This is a genomic window from Bacillus sp. FDAARGOS_527, assembly GCF_003812125.1.
GTDB classification, from domain to species: domain Bacteria; phylum Bacillota; class Bacilli; order Bacillales; family Bacillaceae_G; genus Bacillus_A; species Bacillus_A paranthracis.
The window spans coordinates 2198921-2218711 of record NZ_CP033795.1; the positions used below are offsets into that span (position 1 = coordinate 2198921).

A 19791-nucleotide genomic window follows, 5' to 3' on the forward strand; every position below is an offset into this window, starting at 1 on the left:
TTTTGATCGTATGATTCAAAATAGGCTTTTTCTATTACTGTCCATAATCATCCACAATTACTTAAATGACACGATACGATTCTTCTGCCACTATCTTATTACTACTCTTATTCGCATCATATGTAATTAACGCTTTCCAAAGTGCCCATCCTCTCGCTCTATTCCACGTTTCTTCATCTATTTGTAGTACTTCTTTACATATCTTTCTACTACTTTTATCAAAAAACATCCATAACATCGCTGCATCACTTGGCAATCTTACACTCATCCCCTAAGTGAAATGTTCTGTTATCATGCCCACTAAACTTTACAGGTTTCACCTCTAAATGTGTCCAGTCAGGAAACTGTTCCCCCTATTAATCTTTTAACTAAACCAGTATTAATTTGATTCATTTACTCTCCCCTTTTCTTTTGAAACTTACTAAATCCATCTGTACTGCCAACATATTCAAAACCATTGCTCTTATAAAAATCATTCAATATGCGATTATGCCCTACACAATCTAGTTTTAAAAACTCTTTGTCATGTTGTACATTCTCTTCTACCCACTGTAACATCCATTCTCCGATTCCGTTCCCCTTATACTTCCGATTCACCGCAAATCTATGAATATATAATGAATTAGAAACTTCCTCTTTACCAAAAATATATTCATCCCATTCATTTTGTTTAGGAGATACTGTAACTGTACCGATAATTTCATCTTCTTTCGTAACCACATATGTATATTTCTCTCTTATACCTTCTAATATTTCAGCCGTAGCTTCTCCTCCTAAAAGGTACTGCCACTGGTCCACTTCTTTATGTTGTAGCCATTGTGCTACTTCTTTTAATAGAGTAATAATGTTATCGCTTTCCTCTTCAGTAGCGGTTCGAATTGTATATTCTTTACTTATAGTTCTCTCCATATTGCGTTTCCCCTTTCAAATTCTTACTATACTGACAAACGTGTTCTACCGTCATTTTCGTCTGTAACATATTCTACATAAAACCCCTGATTTCGTGCGTTTTCATACATCAGTTCAATCGCTTTTTGGTCTTCCGCATAAATTTGTATGTATTGACCGTCCGCCACTAATACGACTATCTCACACTTACTTTCCATAAACTCTTCATATGTTTCAATATCTAGTACTATTTCTCCTTTGAGATATGCTTTTAAATCTGCAAAAATAAGATAATATACGTTGGCTTTAAATAACCTGTTCAAATCCGATCCTTCCATTACACTTGGTTCTTCTGGAAATAACGCTTCATCCAATCCACCACGTGCTACTAAGTATGACTCCTCACTCCCTACCCACCAATCATATGAAGGAATATGAATTGGCTTTAATACTTTCCAAAGTAAATTATTATATTCATTTGGAATTTCTACAAAGATTCCTCTTTTCATATGTTTACTCCTAACATATTTGTTTCCATTTTTGTTTCATACATTATATACGAAATTCAGCTACTATATATAACTTGTATTTCATCACAAAAACCGTCCCACTACTAGTGAAACGGTTTTAATTCCTTAAGCATTCACTTCGTCTTCACAAAATAATATAAAAACCACACCGCATGATTTTGTTCATCGGCAGCTATTCTACGCAGTAACTCTTTCAAATGTGTATCTGATGTCTCATCTGCAATTTCCAAGTAAAAATCCACTGTCTTCTGTTCATCTTGTATTGCGAATTCTAATCCTTGTAAGTACGTATTCGGACATTCTTCTGTAATTTGTGGTTTTGGCTGCTGACCAGTTAAATTTGTATAGATCTGTACAAACTGATGAAAATGCTTTATTTCATCGTTACGAATTTCAAGAATTTGATTTCGTTCTGCCGTATTTGGAGCCATGTTAGCTAATTTCGCGTAACAATTTATAGCACTAAACTCTCCGTTAATTGCTTTCTCAATATCACGAATCAGCTTATCATTTTGCCTATACCAATCATAATAATTCGAACTATACATCGTATCCCCTCCATTATTTCACATAACACTTTATGCAATTTGAAATAGTAAGAGCATGTATACAAAATAAACCGCAAATACGAACTCTTCATCTCCCTATAGACTAATAATCATTTCACCACAAAAAGAACGCTTCACTACGAGTGAAACGTTCTTTGTTCTAAGCGTTTAATTCTGTTGTATGTTCCTTTATTGCACTATGTTTGAAAGCAGTCGCTAAAATAATAACGATACTTACCGCACCAATCCAAATAAGCACAATAACAGGTGTACTCCAGCTTAACCCTTTTCCGAAGAAGAATATTTCTCTAAGTCCTTCAATCATAAATCGCATCGGCAACCATGTATACACCCAGTCTTGGTAAAATGGAGACAACATTTCAGGCGCTAATGATAATAACGGTGCACCAAAGAATAGTAAGAGAGCAAATATACTGATTCCCTTTAGTCCGACTATTGAAAGTACCGCCGATATCATTAAGAAGAAACTAAAGGACGTAATAGTTAAAAACAGTGCCGTATCAGTGAAATTTGAAATATTTAGTCCTACCATTCCATCCGCAATCCATGTAAGACCGAACCCAATGACAAATGCTGCGACAGCCCCTGTTATGATTTGTTTTAGTTTTAATATGAAGTTTTCTTTTCTTGTACCTACTGGCATTTTACTTATCGCAATAAAGATAATTGCTGCGCTCGCTAAACTTGCAATCCATAACGGTTGGAATAAAGAAATTGGCGAGTTACCGTTCGCACTGTTTTTGCCAATTTCATTTACATTTATCACTTTCTTTGTAATCGGTGTTACTACATTTGAAACTTGATCTGCTGTTAACGTAACTCCTTTTGCTTTATATCCTTCTAATAGTTGCGCGCGAACAGTATTGTTCATATTATCAACTACACCATTTAACATTTGCCCTGCCATAGTTGATGCTGCTGTATTCATTCCTTGATTTATAAATATTTCTACCTCTGGCGAAGATGGATGTGGTGTTCGTAATGATGCTTGTTTTGTACTAAAGTCTTTCGGAATGACTAACGCTGCATAATACTCTTGATCATTTAAACCGTTTTGCAAGGTTTCCTCATTTTTCACTTCTATCCACTTCACCGCAGGTTCTTCTTCTGATTTTGATGTCTTTTTCATATTATCAACAATTGTTTGCCCCATATTCATCTTCGGTTGATTCGGAATTTCTACTCCTTGATCCTCATTTACAATTGCGATTGGCAAGTTTTTCGGCTGAGGTTGAACGGTTGGAAATAACGTTAATGAAAAAATAAAAACAACAAGTAGGGCAATAACTGGTGATAATAATAAAAGTTTATTTTTAAACATTTTCTTTTCTCCTCCTATCATTTGATTTATAATAACCAACAACGTGTTGTTTATTTATATTTGAATTATATGTTCGAGTTGAACCTTATACAATAATCAAAAATCGTGAATGTGTCGGTTATAAGACACTTTCTTGAAATGTGTTGGCTAAAATTAAGGAGGGACATGCTTTGCGCGATAGTAATTTAGATTTACGTGTTGTTCGTACGAAAACTGCCATACGAAATGCATTGGTGGAATTAATTGAGGACAAAGGTTTTGACGCCATTACAGTGAAAGATATTACAACGAAAGCAAACATTAATCGCGGTACTTTCTATACGCACTATCAAGATAAATTTGATTTAATGACAAAATGCCAAGAAGACATTATGTATGAGTTTTCTAGCATTGCAAAAAAGAGATTCCCAGAAGTGATTGCGGATCTCGGATCGAATCCTTCTCCAACAATGCCGTTTCTACTTATCACTTCTATTCTTGAATTTCTAAATGAAAATAGTGATTTTATGAAAGCTGTATTAAGCCCAAAAGGAGATTTATCTTTTCAAACAAAGTTGAAAGACTTTATGTGGAAAACATTATTTGAAGATACGAATGGTGCTCTCATTAATAAGGAAAATTTACTTGTTCCAAGCCAATATTTAGCTTCTTATATGGCATCTGCTCATATTGGTGTCATTCAGCAATGGTTAAATAGTGGCCAAAAAGAAACACCAGAGGAAATTGCTCGTATTTTATCAACAATCGCAGTTCATGGACCTTTTTATGCAGCTGGCTTAAAGAAGTGAGTTATTGCAAAATAAAAAGATCATCCACTATTTATAGCGGATGATCTTTTACTTCATTACAACACTTCAATATACCCTTCTGTTCCATGTACTCGTATTCGTTGCCCATCTTTTATTAATTTCGTAGCGTTCTCTACTCCAACGACTGCCGGTAATCCATATTCCCGTGCAATAACCGCCCCGTGAGTCATAAGTCCGCCGACTTCAGTGACTAGTCCTTTTATAGATACAAATAATGGCGTCCAGCCAGGGTCAGTAAAAGCTGTAACTAATATATCTCCCTCTTCTAAATTCGCTTCTTCCATGTTTAAAATAACGCGAGCTCTCCCCTCAACTACTCCAGAAGAAACAGGCAGACCTGCAATCGCGTCAGCTGGGAGGTTTTCTCGTTTATATTTACCTGTAATGATTTCTCCATCAGACGTCATTATACGAGGAGGCGTTAGTTTTTCATATAATTTATAATCATTTTTTTGTTTATGAATAAGCTCATAATTTAGTTTCTTCGTGCGAACAACTTCGTGAAGTTCTTCAAAAGTTAAATAGTATATATCATCAACTTCATGAATGACACCGCTCTGCACAAGTTGCTCAGCTTCTTTTAGTAACGCCTGCTTATATATGAAATAACGATTAATCATACCGTATTTCGGATATTCACGATAGCCGATAAAATTACGGATATTGCGAATCATTCGCTTCGTTTCTTCTACTTTTTGTTTTCCATCCGGCAATTGCTGCAATCGATCTACTAACTCTTCTTCTTTTTTCAAAGCTTCTTGCAGTCCTTCTTCAAATTTCCGTTTACTTGCACCATATTCAAAATCTCTTATATTATTTAAAATCATCGGGATAATGGTTGTTGGCTTCTCACTCCAGCGCGTTTTCGTAATGTCGATTTCTCCGCTACATCTCATTCCGTATTTATTTAGAAAAGCATCTATTGCCTCTCGAGCTTTTTCTCCGCCTTTAAACTGAACGAGTTCATCTAAAAAGCTATCATTTTCTACATGTTGTAAATACGCAATAACTTCTTCGTACGGCCGAATCACATCAGCAACTTCCATTAATGCTAAACCCATTTCCGACGTAATATTATTTTGCACCGATTGAGAAAGGGTGTCCGCTGCATTCTTTTCGCCCAGCCATTGCTCCATTTTTTCATTGATCCATGTTGAAGCATTCATACCTGCCATAATAACTGCTATACTTTGCGGATTAAACAATACTTTCTTTAATTGCTGAATATCTTCCAAAATAAAATCAAGTACGTCCACTCCTGATTTCAGTTGCATAGTTTCTTTTAACTCTTCAAGTGATGCTTCACTATTCTTTATTAATTCCGTAACGATTGCTGGATCATTTTCGATTTCTGGTTGCGTGCTTACAGGTGGCACACCTTTACCAACACTCTTTTCTTTTTCATCATCCGGCAACAATGTAATAAAATTATCTCGCTCGATTATAGTCGTTAATGCATCTCTTACGAGTGGATCTGATTTTCCTAACGTATTTATTAAATACTCTCTGCTAGCAGGTGAAGCTAATTGTTGCGTAGCATCAACAAACAGCCGTCCTCCCGCTTTACGCATTGGGGCACTTGTCGTTAACAGGAAAAAAGATAACCCTAATGGTTTCATCGCATCGATCATCATTTGTTGGTGACCAACTGATATATATACATGATTTTCCCCATCATTTTCTTCCGGAATTGGATATAAAGTCGTTATCGGCCTGCTTTGAACAATATAAAATGTATTACGGGCTAAACACCATTCAATATCTTGCGGACAGCCAAAATAAGCTTCAATCTGTCTCCCAATCTGTGCGAGTTGTAATATTTGTCGTTCAGACAATGTTTGAATCTTTTGCTGAGCTGAATCAATTTGTTTCGTCTCTGTTCCGCCCTCTTTTACAGCATAAATAGCTAATTTTTTAGTCGCTATCATCGTTTCAGTAATTTTACCTTCTTTTACTTTATAATTATCGGCAGAGACCAGTCCTGATACTAACGCCTCACCAAGTCCAAAACTGGCATCAATTGATAGCACCTTTCGGTTAGAAGTAACCGGATCAGCCGTAAATAAAATTCCCGAAGCCTGCGGGAAAACCATTTTTTGAACGACAACACATATAGAAACTTGATTATGTTCAAAACCATTTTGCATACGGTACATGACTGCTCGCTCTGTAAATAAAGAAGCCCAGCACTTTCTTACATGCTGTAAAATCGCTTCTTTTCCGATAATATTTAAATACGTATCTTGTTGACCTGCAAACGAGGCATACGGTAAATCTTCAGCCGTAGCACTAGAACGCACGGCATACGCATGTTCATTTCCAAAACGTGAGAGATAATGAGCTACCGCTTCCACTACATCAGAAGGGATTTGTACTGCTATAATGACTTCTCTAATTTCCTTACTCATTTCACCAATTTGAGCTCGGTCTTCAAGTTTCAACTTGGTTAGCTGCTGCAACAAAGTTTGAAGATTTTCATTTTGCTCGATGGCCTTTTCATATCCTACCGTTGTCACACAAAATCCTTCTGGCACCTCTATACCTTGAATGTTAGATAACTCCCCTAAATTCAAACCTTTTCCGCCGACGAGTGAAAGCTGCCCCTTTTCTATTTCCTGAAAATCGAGAACGAAAGAACTCATATAACATCTCTCCTTACTATGCATGTGTTCTTGATTGTAGCAGGAGTAAATGAGAAGAAATAGTCTATTTCGAATTTGATTTACATGATATAATTAAGTTAGGAAGAGATTAAATAATGCCCGAGTTGCATAATGAAGCAACTCGGGCTTCTTATTTCCTCTCAATTTTAAATTACAATTTGTTCACAACTAACTTCAATGTATTTCTGTTTTTTCCCCTTTATTATAGAAAGGCCATGAATTATCACTCACAATTCTTACCTCAACAAATGGTACATAACTCGAAATACGCCTTAGTTTAACCTCCTGTGAGCCTTTTCACAGGAGGTTTTATACATACATATATTATTTATAATTAACCCGTTCTCCTATTTTTCAAAAGCATATTTTGTGTCATAATAACGCTTTTTAGAATTTATATATACCTTCTAATTTTTCTAAAAAAGGATGATTGTATTGGAAATGAAAAAGCTTCAAGGAATGTATGATGATGTTATTAGTTTAGGGGAAAATTGTTATACTGCTATTCATCTAAAAAAATATAAGCTGCGGAAATACTCAGGTCCTCTAGATTGGTTTGTATCACCGAATCTTTCTTCTATCAACACATTATTGAAAAATAATTTCGTAGACTTTATGGATTTAAAAAACATGCAAGCAATGCCGGAGCAAAATGTCGTGTTTAATGATGGCGTGATACAACCTGTTTTTTCTCATATTATAAAAGATACAAAATATAACGTAACATCTTATCACGATTTCCCTGTTATTCCGAATGAAGATTGGTTCATCACATATCATGATTTTAAACAAAAATTAGATCGAAGAATTGATAACCTTTACGAAAGAATTCATAATTCTCAATCCATTTTATTTGTTAGATGGGGCGGAAGCTTAACTGAAACGCTTGAATTACAAACCGTTTTATCAAATATTGTTAAAAATAATTTTAAGATCCTTTTACTCTATCCAACAGGACTTGAAAATGAAATAAACGAATTAGAATGGGGGCTTGATCATGTTTTTCCCGTTCAAGTTTCAAGTAATTATCAAAATAAAAGAACTTGGTATATCCTCTTAAAAGATATACACTTAAACTCCAAAAAATAGTATAAACTACGACTTTAAAATCAATATTCTTTGTTTACATTTTAAATGAATTAACATATCTCCCCCTTAATTCTAAGTCTAAGTTATTGTTTTTTGTAATCCCCCACTCATTCTTTTCTCAAATGCTCCAAAATGGATTTTCAAAATTAGGGAACTATAATGTCATATTGGAATAAATTAAGGGGGAGAAAAATTGGACAATGAAATGAATTATGGAAGTGATTACAAGTTTATTCCGGCAACTTCAATTGAAAGTGGTCATGGCATTGAAGTATTGCCTGATTTATTTTGTTACACGATTCAAATCGTCAACATCTGTTTTGTTGGACATCCCAAGAGCAATGATTTTGTTTTAATTGATGCTGGAATGCCTAAATGTGCAAATGAAATTATCTCTGTCACTGAGACGCGATTTGGTACAAATAGTCGCCCTAAAGCAATTATTTTAACTCATGGGCATTTTGATCATGTTGGGGGAATAATTGAACTCATCAAGTATTGGGATGTTCCAGTCTATGCCCATCAAATGGAAATACCTTTCCTGACTGGACTACAAAGCTATCCTGAACCAGATCCAACAGTTGAAGGTGGTATGGTAGCGAAAATGTCGCCTTTGTTCCCTAATGAACCGATTGATTTAGGAAATAGCATAAAAGTACTACCTGCAGATGGAACTGTTCCTCATATGCCAGAGTTTAGATGGGTGCATACACCAGGACACACTCCAGGTCATATTTCATTATTCCGAGAAAAAGACCGAACATTAATTGCAGGGGACGCTTTTGTTACAGTGAAACAGGAATATCTATATAAGGTAATTACTCAAGAACAGGAAATAAGCGGTCCGCCTCGTTATTTAACAACAGACTGGAACGCTGCTAAAGAATCCGTTATTAAATTAGAAAAATTAAAGCCTCTAGTCACTGTTACTGGACACGGAATACCAATGTCAGGTGAATTGCTATCAACAAGCCTTAAAACACTCGTTCAAGAATTCGATAAAATTGCTGTACCTGATTACGGAAAATATGTAGATAAAAAGATACATTAAGCACAAAAACTTTGGTTTTTATATTAAAGAATTAACATATGATACAAAATTAACACGTCAAAAAAATATTAAGTTTAATATGAAAATACACTGTACTTAATTAACATCTCTATCCTAAGAATAGAACTACCCTTTTGGAATAAAAATCGATCTTTCACACACACTATTTATAATAAAGTCTGCTTCTTACCCAGGCTTTATTTCTTACCATTAAAGAGCAGTCATAATAAATAACTGCTCTTTTTAATTTCATAGTATAAGCTTACATTTTTTGTTCATACTATATTTAACCATGATATAGTTATACTCCTTAAATTCATGGATGTAATTTTCTCGCTGCAGTTAGCTTTTGCTAGCTGCTTTTTATTTATAAATTTTAAAAATGAAAATAAAATACTGATTTTTATCAAAGTTTCTTTTAAGTACAGTATGACCAAATTGCATTTCAAAGTTTTTAATTTCAAAAAATCTAATAATTACCATGAACTTAATACATTATTACCTTTTGTTCTCGATCTGCTGCCCCTAGACCATTGCAAACAAAGTATAAAAATAAGAACAATATCAACGCAATCCCCACCATAATACATCAGCACGCCCCCGATTTCAGCTTGTTCAGTGACTACACCAGCAGGCGGATGAGCATATATGTATTTTGATAATATCCCATGACCAGCTGATGCAACTATTAAAATAATTGATCGGTATTTATAACTATATCTATGGGATATTGGATCAATATAAATCATTGATGTGGTAAACAAATATCCTGCAATAAAAACGTGGAAATGTATGAACAAATGAAGAAGTATACTTTTGTGCATCATCGAGTATAAATTAGTAGTATAGAGAATCCATAGCCCTCCTAGATTAAGCAAGGTTGCGATAATGGGATGAGTAAGGATTTGTAGCGGCTTACTCTTTAATACACTTGAAAGACGTCGCGCTACTTTCACATTGAGCGTTCGTAAAAAAAGAGTCATCGGAGCTGCTAATGCTATAAAAATTGGAGCAAGCATCCCAAGGAGTAAATGCACAAGCATATGTATTGTGAAGTCATTATGAGCACGATAAGCTAATGGCCCAACAACTGCTATTGCCGCACAAATAAGCCCTAAAACCCAGAAGACAATTCGATATAACGGCCATCGTTTGTAATGGCGATTTGATAAAATCGTGGCTACTATATAAATGATTAACATAATTAAAATGAATACGAATAGTAAAATATCCAGTGCATTCCATATTTCATGATGAAGATGGTTATTGTTCATTTAAGCTTTTACCTCTCAATAATCTTTCATCAGTTCTTGTCTGAAAAACTAGCAGAATGCCAAATAAGAGCATTACAGTCGCAATTATATTCCATATTACATCGTAGATAAGAACATTCTCTACGTATCGAATCTGGTGTATTTTCATTAGTTTATGTTGAATTATACCGTCATATAATTGAAACCCACCACTACCAAGCATTAATCCGCTCCACCACCTTTTCAACCAAAATGCATCTCTACGACGAAGATCAGCAACTATGAACAAGGAACCAATCGTTGCAAACCAACTAAAAGCATGAAAAAGACCATCTGAAATGAGTCCAATATCTGTTGTAGATTTATCATAGAAATGGTGCCAATGCAGCAGTTGATGAAAAATAGTTTCATCTATAAAAGCTACTAATCCTAGTCCAAACAAGATACCTGACCATAGATTACGGGTCAAATAAACAGAAGAGGTTAAATAGCTTGTATTATCGGTTTTGGTAACCATTAAATCCTATCCTTTCCACTAATGTATATTCTTATTTTTCCCAAAAGAAAAACGTGCTAAACATACTTAGTGCCAAAGGAAAATAACATTCAACTAGATGTATCATATAAATACTTATTCTCAAGAGTATTTAATATTTGATTAAAACTCACTAAAAAAACTTGAAGGGGTTCACCATTCTAAAACAGCGCTAGTATAATTTCTTTAATATTTTAGAATGAATCTATATTTTTAGCATTTAATCAATTTATTAACAATGGAAATTACCATTTAGTCTTAACTATTTGATTTTCTATAAATAAACTATAGTTTTCCTCTAAAGATAATTTCCATATCTTCATTTTAATATTGCATTTGTATTGCCTTTTGCACATTTTGAATATCATTTTTTAATAGTTGTTTTAAATCGTAAGCTGGATAGTAACCACGTTCGTACATAAAGTTAAAAACCTGCGCATGTAATTGTATAGCACCATTTATTTGACGAGTTAAAACTTCTCTCAGTCGGGGTGTTGCAGTTTCGGTAATCGCGATTGCATAATTTCGAACAGATGTCTTTGCTAATCCAAGTAAATCTCCAGCGTAAAATCCAGTGTCATCACGATGCTGCTGCGATTGAAATCCAGGAGCATACGGATAAAACTGTACTAACTCTTGCAGATTGTTTTGGATGACATTTATAGCTTTAATATATAACGATTGAAGTGCTTGATCAGGTACATTTCTAACTGACTTTTTTAATTTGATTAAGCCGTTCGCTTGAAATGCTACTAATTCATGTAAATCCAATGTTTCATGCCAAGCTAACTGATTAGGATAAGACATGTATGTTCCCCCTTAATATTCACTCATGCTACATTATGCAAAAAAATTCAAAAAGGGCCTATACTACATGAATTCATTTCAATCTAATTCATGATTACTTTTCATCCTTCTATGTTAATCACAATAAAGTATCCTTAATTCCTCTTCCCTACTTTTTTATATCCTTAATTTTGATTTTCAAAATGACTTCCTCGCCTTTACAATCTATAAATTTAATTTTTTCTTCCTTAAAAATCCCCATCATAATACATCCCTTCTTGTTTCGTTATAAACCATATTAGTTAGAAAATATAAATGTGAACATTGTACCTACATATTCCTTATATATTTTTCAAATTTTATAGCTACTTAAAATTTATACGTTATTAAAGATCAACTATTAAAGTAACTACATTGAAGGGGATTCTTCATTAAATCATTTTATTTTTATAGATTAAAAAATAATTATTCTATCCGTGTTAGTCACCTATTCTTAAATAATTAATAGGTTATATATTATGACCTAGGAGGGATAAAAAGATGACTATACTTTATGATAAAGACTCTTTACAAAAACATATTATTAACCTTCCACATTGGCAACAAGAAGCTTTCTGTTCTTTTAAATTAAAAATGACAGATAAAAATAAACCTTTTCCTTGTATCCCGGCTCAACACGGCTTTACAGCGAATCACCTCCGGTACGGATTCATTGATGATCCTAGAGATACGAATACTAGCGAGGACTTTGCTACATTACTTAAAGAATATACTGAATGTTCTAGAGATACAGGTCAATATGCCTCACTTATTGTTTTTATTCATACACCAATAGATTTAATGAGAGAAACTACAGTTAAAGATTTTGAACATATGTATTGGTCTCTACTTAATACAACTAGTCGTTTGGACGAGATGGAATGGCCTACGCATATCCCCAATGACCCTATGGAAAATACTTGGGAATTTTGCTTTCATAATGAATCATATTTCGTCTACTGTGCTACACCTGCCCATGTCAATAGACAAAGTAGACATTTTTCATGTATGATGCTTGCTTTAACTCCTAGGTGGGTTTTACAGGGAATTATGAATTCTGAGAAACGCAGTAGAAAACTAAAAAACTTAATACGTCAACGTCTAGCCGCTTATGACAAAGCCCCTATTCACCCTTCTCTTAAAGATTATGGTGAAAAAGATAATTATGAATGGCAACAATATTTTTTACGTGATGATGAAACAATTCCATCCAAGTGTCCGTTTTCTCGAATCATAAAATACTTGCATAAAAATAAGTAATCCACTCTACTTTTTATTATTTAGTTGTACAAACTTTAACCACTGAATAGATTTAATATAGATTAAATTTAGTGGGAGGAGCATATCATACGTGGGCATATTTTTAAGCTATGTTTTCTTAGGTTTATCATTATCTGCTCCAATGGGACCTATAAATGCTGCGCAGCTAGAAAAAGGTATTAGGAGTGGTTTTTTCCATGCTTGGATCCTTGGTATAGGAGCCTTACTTGCAGATGTTATCTACATGGCACTTATTTATTTAGGTGTCATTCATTTCCTCGAAAAAGATATTATCAAACTTTTCTTATGGTCTTTCGGCGCTTTTGTTTTAATCTATACAGGCATTGAAAGTGTAAAAAATGCGAATCAAATTAGCATTAGTAATACTAGAAATGATGATTCAATTATTAAAAGCTTTTTTTCTGGTTTTTTTATGTCTTTATCGAACCCATTAACAATTCTATTTTGGCTTGGCATTTTCGGCTCTATATTAGCAAAAGCCGCTTCTTCCTATAATAAAGAGCAGCTTTTGTTATATAGCTTTGGTACTATTTTAGGTATTTTTATTTGGGATATTACGATGGAAAGTACTTCTAGTATATTTCGTAAAATTTTAAATACGCGTATATTATCTCTTATAACAGTAATATCTGGAATATCACTTATTATTTATGGATTATATTTTGGTTTTCAAACTTACCAAATCATTTTTCAATAACTTCTATTATTTTGTTCTGACATACTATTCATGGAGTAAAAGAAAGATACTTCATATAGCTGTATTCCTTTTTCTTGAGACAAAATGAACAATTATAGTAACGATAATAACTATTCCTAAAAACAACAAGCTCACAAGGAAACCAAAACGCGTTGTTTTTTGCAATAGTGTTCCACTAACAGCTAGTGCAATCATAATAAGACCAATAATACTTTTTATCTGCATCCAACCTTTTGGATTCATTAATCTCCAAAAGGAAAGAAGAATTAAACTCCATGTATACAACAACATCAATCCAGCTGCAGTTGTTACATATTCATATATATTTTTCGGTAGTAATAAAGCGCTAAGGATAGAAGCACCAAGCCCCATTATGATAAGAATTAAAGCTGGAAAAGAGATATTCTTCTTGTTTTTTTTCGCAAACATCGCAGGTGCATCACCCTCTTCAGCTAAGTTCATTAATACACTTGTCACCGCAAATAATGAACCAACTAACGTTGAAAAGCCCGCTAAAATTAATACTACATTTAAAATAAATGGCACATACGGTAAATTATAGTCTTGTAACGCTATTACAAAAGGACTTTCTTTCGTATTAAACTGGTTTAATGGTACCATCATAATTGCCAACCCTAAAGAGACTACGTAAATAATCGTTAAAATCATTAGCATTACTCTTCCTGATTTTTGTGCATCTTTAGGGTCTTTCAGTCTTATTGTCATTAACCCCATAATTTCGATTCCTCCAAATGCATAAAATGCATAAATTAGAGAGGACCAAGTGCCTTTTAATCCATTTGGGAACCAATCTTTGAAATTCCGCGGAATTTGTGCTTTATATAAACCACCCTTTATAAATCCTAAAATAACTAAAATAGCAATTACAATAAACCCCATAATAGCAGCGATTTTTATAATAGCCATCCATTTCTCTAAACGTTCGAATATCTTTACCCCTATAAAAATAATTAATATAGCCGCTACTCCATATATAGCAGCAAATATCCATAGTGGTATCTTAGGAAACCAGTAACGTGAAAAGATTCCTAACGCACTTAACTGGCTGCCCATAATAAGCAGTTCAGAACACCAATATGTCCATCCATGACTAAAACCCGCCCAATTTCCAAAAGCTTTTTTTGAGTATATACGAAAAGATCCTTTTTGCGGATCTTCTACAGCCATTTTTGCCAATGCTTCAAATACAATATAAGTAGTAAATCCAGTTAATATAAGAATAAGAATAATTGACGAACCACCTATTTTAATTCCTATACTGGATCCTAAAAAGAAACCGGTCCCTATTGTACAACCAATCCCAATAAGTGAGAGTTGCCACCATTTTAAATCTTTTTTTTCTTTCGTTTCGTTCTTAGCATCATGACAGGTCATATCACGATTCTCCTTTATTCATTTTGAGAATGCCCCTCATGATCACTTAAGTACTTCTCAGCAAGCTTTTCAACAACATCAGTGACATTATGAGCCTTTATTTTATGGTTTGCTACTAGTTCACTTCCTACAGAAATCTCAACTGTAAATAACGCTTCATATTTCATTTTCTCTGCCCCTTTCGCATCAAATATAATCTCTTATCTTTTATCCTTTATTTCACAAAAATTCATTATGTATGTAAAACCTCGAGAGTCTAAAAGTTAAACAAATAAAGTCGAAACGATTGTAACGCTACTAAGCTTATTTATTAAAAAAATGTATGAGAAAGGAGAGACGGCATGCCTCTCCTCTATATCCATTTCATATATAAAATTAACGAGTAACGCCACCGCCAAGTTGTTGCTCAGCTAATGATACAAGACGTTTCGTAATTTCACCACCAACAGATCCGTTTGCACGAGCTGTTGCATCTGCACCAAGTTGTACGCCAAATTCTTGAGCAATTTCATATTTCATTTGATCAAGAGCTTGTTCAGCGCCACGTACTAATAATTGATTGCTGCTTCCACTGTTATTGTTTGACATGTTCATTCACCTCCTTCTTTCTTTAATATGTTAAATTACATGCTAAAATATATAGCTAATTAATTGGTAATTACGACCGTGAATTCAAAGGTATAGTTGATCTTCTTTAAACTAAAAATAATCATGTATAGGAGAACGAAATACATCTTACGTGCCATGGGATATCATAAGTAGACCTCCATTACAACATAAAACGGGTTAAGCTATTTAACAGCATAACCCGTTTTTAATAAAATATTTTATTCCATATACGTTTAGACAATGGAGGAAAATAATGAAACATATTGTTGCTTTATTAATTAAATACACAGCGATAACTACAGTATTACTTATCGTACTTGGTATCTTTCAAGGTATTTCCATTCCTAGAGTATTGCTTATTTCTCTCTTCCTAACAGGAGTTGCCTATTTAATTGGCGATCTTTTCATTTTACCTAAATACGGAAATATGATTGCTACAATGGCAGATTTCGGCTTAACCTTCTTCGGAATTTGGCTTTTAACATCTTTATTTACTAATTTAGATACTACTCGTAATATTGGATTTTCTTCATTTATAGCCACATTAATTATTGGCGGAATAGAGATTTTCTTCCACATTTATATGAAGAGGTTAGTACTGCGTAACAACGATGAATTAAGAAATCACAATCATATTCACCATGATAAATACGCTATGGAAATGTCAGATGAATATATGGATTCTTCCACAATAAATAAATCCAAGCTTAAGGATACATCTAAAAAATAAAAAAGTGGCCAACGCCACTTTTTTATTTTTGTTTATTAAGCTTGATCAGAGTTTCTCACATGTAATGGAGGTGGAACCACCCATCCTTTTTTCTTACTTAAACGTAGCAAAGTTACACCTGCCTGCGCTTTTTTCATATGAAATTGTCCAAATAACATGCCTACATCTTCTCGAAGGCATTTTCCCATTACTTGACTACATGTCACAAGTCCAGCTGCTAATCCTGTAGAAACAGCTGCTGCAATTTCAACATCATTAATACGCGCTCCCGGAGGAATGTCTTCAATAGATGCTACTGGTCGTTCTGGAGGAGCAGGCGGTAAAGCAACCCCATTAACTTTTAAAAGTGCTTTTAATTCTTCTATTTCCGAGTTCATATCATTTTCAATTAAGCCTTCTAAAAACTTCTTCAAATCTTCATCACCTGTGTGATTCATAAATACTTGGTGGCTTGCAATCGCACCCTGCGCAGCAAGAAGATAACTCCAAATGTCGAACACTTCTCCGTAATGTAACGGTTCATTTTGAGGATTTCCACTTAATATACCCATTTTTAAATTCCTACCTTTCGAAAATATTATAATAAATATTGATTTCAATATTGAAATCAAATTTTTAAGTATGCTTTTTCCTGCAAAAGATTTTCTACTATGCATGGAAAACACCTTTCCAACACTGCGTGTTTATTGTTTAGGAAAGTAGTTTACAAATTAAATACCCAAAGATTATGAAAGAAGATTATCAATAATCTTTGAGTGAGAATTCATTTACTATAAGGTTTTGTTTTTATACATACACAAAAGAAATTGATTTACATATCTACTATATTTTATGTCAATTCACTTAACGGTTCGCTCTACCACCAAGTTGTTGTTCAGCCATTGCTACTAAACGTTTTGTAATTTCACCACCAACAGATCCGTTTGAACGAGCTGTTGTATCCGCACCAAGTTGTACACCAAACTCTTGTGCAATTTCATATTTCATTTGATCAAGAGCTTGTTCAGCACCTCGAACTAACAATTCATTACGACTTCCACTATTATTGTTTGCCATATTATTTCACCTCCGATGTTTTTAATATGCTTCAAGTTATGAAATAATAATTATCCTTTTTATGGGAATTAGATCATGAATAAATATTGAGTTTCTTCTTAAAATAGGGCAGAAGACATAAGAAAGAAGAGTTACTATAACATACTGTCATAACAACACTATGTATAGATTCCTCTTTACTAAAGATTTCTGTGTTGCCAAGAGGATACATATAAATTATGAAAAATGATTCCTAAGGAGAAATGAGATGAAAGCTGTAACCTATCAAGGACCAAACAAAGTACAAGTTAAACAAGTGGATGATGCAAAGTTAGAGAAAAAAGATGATATTATTGTAAAAATTACTTCAACCGCTATTTGCGGTTCTGATTTACATTTATATCAAGGCAACATGCCTTTACCTCCAGGGTACATTATTGGTCATGAACCAATGGGAATTGTTGAAGAAGTTGGTCCAGATGTTACTAAAGTAAAGAAAGGCGATCGTGTTGTTATCCCTTTTAATGTTGCATGTGGACATTGTTTTTATTGCCAACATGAAATGGAAAGTCAATGTGATAACTCGAATCCTCATTTTGATTCTGGTGGATACTTTGGTTACACAGAGAAATTTGGTAACCATCCAGGTGGACAAGCTGAATATTTAAAAGTTCCTTTTGGAAATTTCACTCCATTTGTTATACCAGAATCATGCGAACTGGAAGATGAATCCCTACTCTTTTTATCTGATGTTTTGCCAACAGCCTATTGGAGTGTAAAAAATGCAGGTGTTAAGCGAGGCGATACTGTTATCGTACTTGGTTGTGGCCCTGTTGGATTAATGACACAAAAATTCGCTTGGATGCAAGGTGCTAAACGTGTAATTGCAGTGGATTACTTAGATTATCGAATACATTATGCAAAAAAGATTAACAATGTTGAGGTATTTGAGTTTACAAAATTTCCTGATATGGGAGAACATTTAAAGGAAATTACGCATGGCGGTGCGGATGTAGTTATTGATTGTGTAGGCATGGATGGGAAAAAATCTCCCCTAGAATTTCTGGAACAAAAATTAAAATTACAAGGCGGTACCCTCGGTCCTATTCAAATCGCTACGAAAGCTGTAAGAAAATATGGAACAGTTCAAATGACTGGTGTTTATGGCGGTAATTATAATGCCTTTCCACTCGGGGCATTTTGGGTTAGAAATATTAATCTAAAAATGGGACAAGCACCTGTCATCCATTTTATGCCGGAATTATTTAAGAAAATAACAAACAAAGAATTCGATCCAAAAGAGATTATTACACACAAAATTCCCCTTGAAGAAGCAAGCTACGGTTATCAAATTTTTAATAATCGTGAAGATGATTGTATAAAAGTCATTTTAAAGCCTTGAACATATAATTCATCATTCTTAATGAAAAGATAAGATTACATTTCGTAATCTTATCTTTTTTATTAAAACACTAAGTATCTCCCCTATTTTCATCTCACATCGAAAATAGTTATTTCAAAAAGACTTTGCATTTTAAGGTAAAAGTTTTTGGTAAAAAAATGAATTTCAGTATTAAGTAACCAATTAACGGACACGATAACAATGTTAACTAACTTAAAAGAGGTGTACTTCATGTTTTATTATAAAGAGGAAATAATTAATATGATTAAGCCGGACAAACCAGATCCTGCTGCTGCAAAAGTTTTACAAGAAATATTAGGTGGGCATTATGGTGAAATGCGTACAATGATGCAATACTTTTTCCAAAGCTCAAATTTTAGAGGTAAAGAGAAGCAATATCGTGATTTACTTCGAGGTGTTTTTTTAGAGGAAATAAGTCATGTAGAACTTGTACAACATACAATTAATCAACTATTAACTGGATCTGGTGAACCTACGCCTGGAAATGCTGGTATTGACACAGCACCACTTGACGAAGCGGTTAAACATGCAAATCCTCATCACTTTATTGTAGGGGCTCAAAGTTCATTACCTGTTGATGCAGCTGGCAACCCATGGAATGGATCTTGGGTATATAGTCATGGAAACTTAATTAGCGATTTACTAGATAATGTTGTACTTGAATCTACAGGTGTACTTCAAAAAACTAGAATTTATGAAATGAGTTCTAATCAAACCTTTAGAGAAACACTTGCATTTTTAATTGTACGTGATAATGCACATCAAAATGCTTTCGCAAAAGCTTTAGAAACATTAGGGGTTGAATGGGGCAAACTCTTCCCAGTGCCGAACTATGATATTAATAAATATCCAGAGTGCAGAAAGTATGTCGACATGGGATTCCATAACGCACAATTTAATTTCAGCTTAGATTCAACAAGAATGGGAGAAATATTCCAAGGTGAATCACCAAGTAGAAACAAAGGAACATTAGCAGTAACTGACCCGCCAAAAGGTTTTCCTGTACCAGAGCTTCCTGAAATGCCAAATGAGCATAGTCCTGGATTAAAAGATATGGATCTTTAAGATTATTGTGGCCAACTATTTAT

Annotated in this window: 21 protein-coding genes and 1 pseudogene; 8 read left to right on the forward strand and 14 right to left on the reverse strand. The window is 33.9% G+C overall.

Annotation, left to right across the window (positions count from 1 at the left end):
- Positions 1 to 61 precede the first annotated feature (61 nt).
- The 5 genes and pseudogenes from EGX95_RS31130 to EGX95_RS13930 form a co-directional block, all read right to left on the reverse strand.
- Positions 62 to 247 (reverse strand): annotated as a pseudogene (locus EGX95_RS31130) (aminoglycoside phosphotransferase); the annotation flags it as partial.
- A gap of 146 nt (positions 248 to 393) precedes the next feature.
- Complete coding sequence (locus EGX95_RS13915) at positions 394 to 909, reverse strand: GNAT family N-acetyltransferase (protein WP_000442524.1); 516 nt, start codon at positions 907 to 909, stop codon at positions 394 to 396.
- A 26-nt stretch (positions 910 to 935) separates the two neighbouring features.
- Positions 936 to 1397: a DUF2691 family protein gene (locus EGX95_RS13920; protein WP_000820158.1), complete on the reverse strand. Its 462-nt coding sequence runs from the start codon at positions 1395 to 1397 to the stop codon at positions 936 to 938.
- A gap of 134 nt (positions 1398 to 1531) precedes the next feature.
- Positions 1532 to 1966 (reverse strand): ferritin-like domain-containing protein, encoded by a 435-nt coding sequence (locus EGX95_RS13925; RefSeq protein ID WP_000287397.1) that lies wholly within the window; start codon positions 1964 to 1966, stop codon positions 1532 to 1534.
- A 160-nt stretch (positions 1967 to 2126) separates the two neighbouring features.
- Positions 2127 to 3329, reverse strand: coding sequence for a YhgE/Pip domain-containing protein (locus EGX95_RS13930; protein ID WP_002027958.1), 1203 nt, complete (start codon positions 3327 to 3329; stop codon positions 2127 to 2129).
- Between the two features lie 149 nt (positions 3330 to 3478).
- Here EGX95_RS13930 and EGX95_RS13935 point away from each other — a divergent pair, with 149 nt between their 5' ends.
- Positions 3479 to 4096 carry a TetR/AcrR family transcriptional regulator gene (locus EGX95_RS13935; RefSeq protein WP_001205689.1) on the forward strand — a complete coding sequence of 206 codons (618 nt, stop codon included), beginning with the start codon at positions 3479 to 3481 and terminating at the stop codon, positions 4094 to 4096.
- 56 nt (positions 4097 to 4152) lie between these two features.
- Here EGX95_RS13935 and ppsA read toward each other — a convergent pair whose 3' ends face one another.
- The gene (ppsA, locus tag EGX95_RS13940; protein ID WP_000094164.1) at positions 4153 to 6759 is read right to left on the reverse strand and encodes a phosphoenolpyruvate synthase; all 2607 of its coding nucleotides are present in this window, start codon (positions 6757 to 6759) and stop codon (positions 4153 to 4155) included.
- A 447-nt stretch (positions 6760 to 7206) separates the two neighbouring features.
- Here ppsA and EGX95_RS13945 point away from each other — a divergent pair, with 447 nt between their 5' ends.
- Both EGX95_RS13945 and EGX95_RS13950 read left to right on the forward strand, forming a co-directional pair.
- Entirely contained in the window at positions 7207 to 7869 is a 663-nt protein-coding gene (locus EGX95_RS13945) for a DUF1796 family putative cysteine peptidase (protein WP_002027960.1), read from the forward strand.
- Between the two features lie 193 nt (positions 7870 to 8062).
- The gene (locus EGX95_RS13950) at positions 8063 to 8920 is read left to right on the forward strand and encodes an MBL fold metallo-hydrolase (RefSeq protein ID WP_000368268.1); all 858 of its coding nucleotides are present in this window, start codon (positions 8063 to 8065) and stop codon (positions 8918 to 8920) included.
- A gap of 476 nt (positions 8921 to 9396) precedes the next feature.
- Here EGX95_RS13950 and EGX95_RS13955 read toward each other — a convergent pair whose 3' ends face one another.
- From EGX95_RS13955 to cotF, 3 genes are all read right to left on the reverse strand, one after another.
- A complete protein-coding gene (locus EGX95_RS13955; RefSeq protein WP_001063488.1) occupies positions 9397 to 10194 on the reverse strand; it encodes a cytochrome c oxidase assembly protein in 798 nt (265 codons plus the stop codon).
- A complete protein-coding gene (locus EGX95_RS13960) occupies positions 10184 to 10690 on the reverse strand; it encodes a DUF2243 domain-containing protein (protein ID WP_000256784.1) in 507 nt (168 codons plus the stop codon). Before EGX95_RS13960 ends, EGX95_RS13955 begins: the two co-directional genes overlap by 11 nt.
- A gap of 342 nt (positions 10691 to 11032) precedes the next feature.
- A complete protein-coding gene (gene cotF, locus EGX95_RS13965; RefSeq protein ID WP_000121380.1) occupies positions 11033 to 11515 on the reverse strand; it encodes a spore coat protein CotF in 483 nt (160 codons plus the stop codon).
- 519 nt (positions 11516 to 12034) lie between these two features.
- Here cotF and EGX95_RS13970 point away from each other — a divergent pair.
- Together EGX95_RS13970 and EGX95_RS13975 are read left to right on the forward strand one after the other, a co-directional pair.
- Positions 12035 to 12793 carry a YqcI/YcgG family protein gene (locus EGX95_RS13970; RefSeq protein ID WP_000154279.1) on the forward strand — a complete coding sequence of 253 codons (759 nt, stop codon included), beginning with the start codon at positions 12035 to 12037 and terminating at the stop codon, positions 12791 to 12793.
- 91 nt (positions 12794 to 12884) lie between these two features.
- The gene (locus tag EGX95_RS13975; RefSeq protein ID WP_123805634.1) at positions 12885 to 13511 is read left to right on the forward strand and encodes a LysE family transporter; all 627 of its coding nucleotides are present in this window, start codon (positions 12885 to 12887) and stop codon (positions 13509 to 13511) included.
- Positions 13512 to 13562: 51 nt separating this feature from the next.
- Here EGX95_RS13975 and EGX95_RS13980 read toward each other — a convergent pair whose 3' ends face one another.
- The 3 genes from EGX95_RS13980 to EGX95_RS13985 all read right to left on the reverse strand — a co-directional run bounded on the left by EGX95_RS13980 (position 13563) and on the right by EGX95_RS13985 (position 15494).
- Positions 13563 to 14906 carry an amino acid permease gene (locus tag EGX95_RS13980; RefSeq protein WP_000128209.1) on the reverse strand — a complete coding sequence of 448 codons (1344 nt, stop codon included), beginning with the start codon at positions 14904 to 14906 and terminating at the stop codon, positions 13563 to 13565.
- 14 nt (positions 14907 to 14920) lie between these two features.
- The gene (locus tag EGX95_RS30425) at positions 14921 to 15073 is read right to left on the reverse strand and encodes a hypothetical protein (RefSeq protein ID WP_000872949.1); all 153 of its coding nucleotides are present in this window, start codon (positions 15071 to 15073) and stop codon (positions 14921 to 14923) included.
- Positions 15074 to 15281: 208 nt separating this feature from the next.
- Positions 15282 to 15494 (reverse strand): alpha/beta-type small acid-soluble spore protein, encoded by a 213-nt coding sequence (locus EGX95_RS13985; RefSeq protein WP_000069660.1) that lies wholly within the window; start codon positions 15492 to 15494, stop codon positions 15282 to 15284.
- Between the two features lie 274 nt (positions 15495 to 15768).
- Between EGX95_RS13985 and EGX95_RS13990 the strand changes: the two genes are divergently transcribed.
- Positions 15769 to 16245, forward strand: coding sequence for a YndM family protein (locus EGX95_RS13990; RefSeq protein WP_000680688.1), 477 nt, complete (start codon positions 15769 to 15771; stop codon positions 16243 to 16245).
- A 35-nt stretch (positions 16246 to 16280) separates the two neighbouring features.
- Here EGX95_RS13990 and EGX95_RS13995 read toward each other — a convergent pair whose 3' ends face one another.
- Together EGX95_RS13995 and sasP are read right to left on the reverse strand one after the other, a co-directional pair.
- On the reverse strand, positions 16281 to 16796 hold the full coding sequence (locus tag EGX95_RS13995; protein ID WP_000512122.1) for a DUF3231 family protein: 516 nt from the start codon (positions 16794 to 16796) through the stop codon (positions 16281 to 16283).
- Between the two features lie 292 nt (positions 16797 to 17088).
- On the reverse strand, positions 17089 to 17301 hold the full coding sequence (sasP, locus tag EGX95_RS14000) for a small acid-soluble spore protein, SasP family (RefSeq protein ID WP_000002841.1): 213 nt from the start codon (positions 17299 to 17301) through the stop codon (positions 17089 to 17091).
- 247 nt (positions 17302 to 17548) lie between these two features.
- Here sasP and EGX95_RS14005 point away from each other — a divergent pair, with 247 nt between their 5' ends.
- The gene (locus EGX95_RS14005; RefSeq protein WP_000649061.1) at positions 17549 to 18682 is read left to right on the forward strand and encodes a zinc-dependent alcohol dehydrogenase; all 1134 of its coding nucleotides are present in this window, start codon (positions 17549 to 17551) and stop codon (positions 18680 to 18682) included.
- A 231-nt stretch (positions 18683 to 18913) separates the two neighbouring features.
- Positions 18914 to 19768 carry a manganese catalase family protein gene (locus tag EGX95_RS14010; protein WP_000500346.1) on the forward strand — a complete coding sequence of 285 codons (855 nt, stop codon included), beginning with the start codon at positions 18914 to 18916 and terminating at the stop codon, positions 19766 to 19768.
- Positions 19769 to 19791 lie beyond the last annotated feature (23 nt).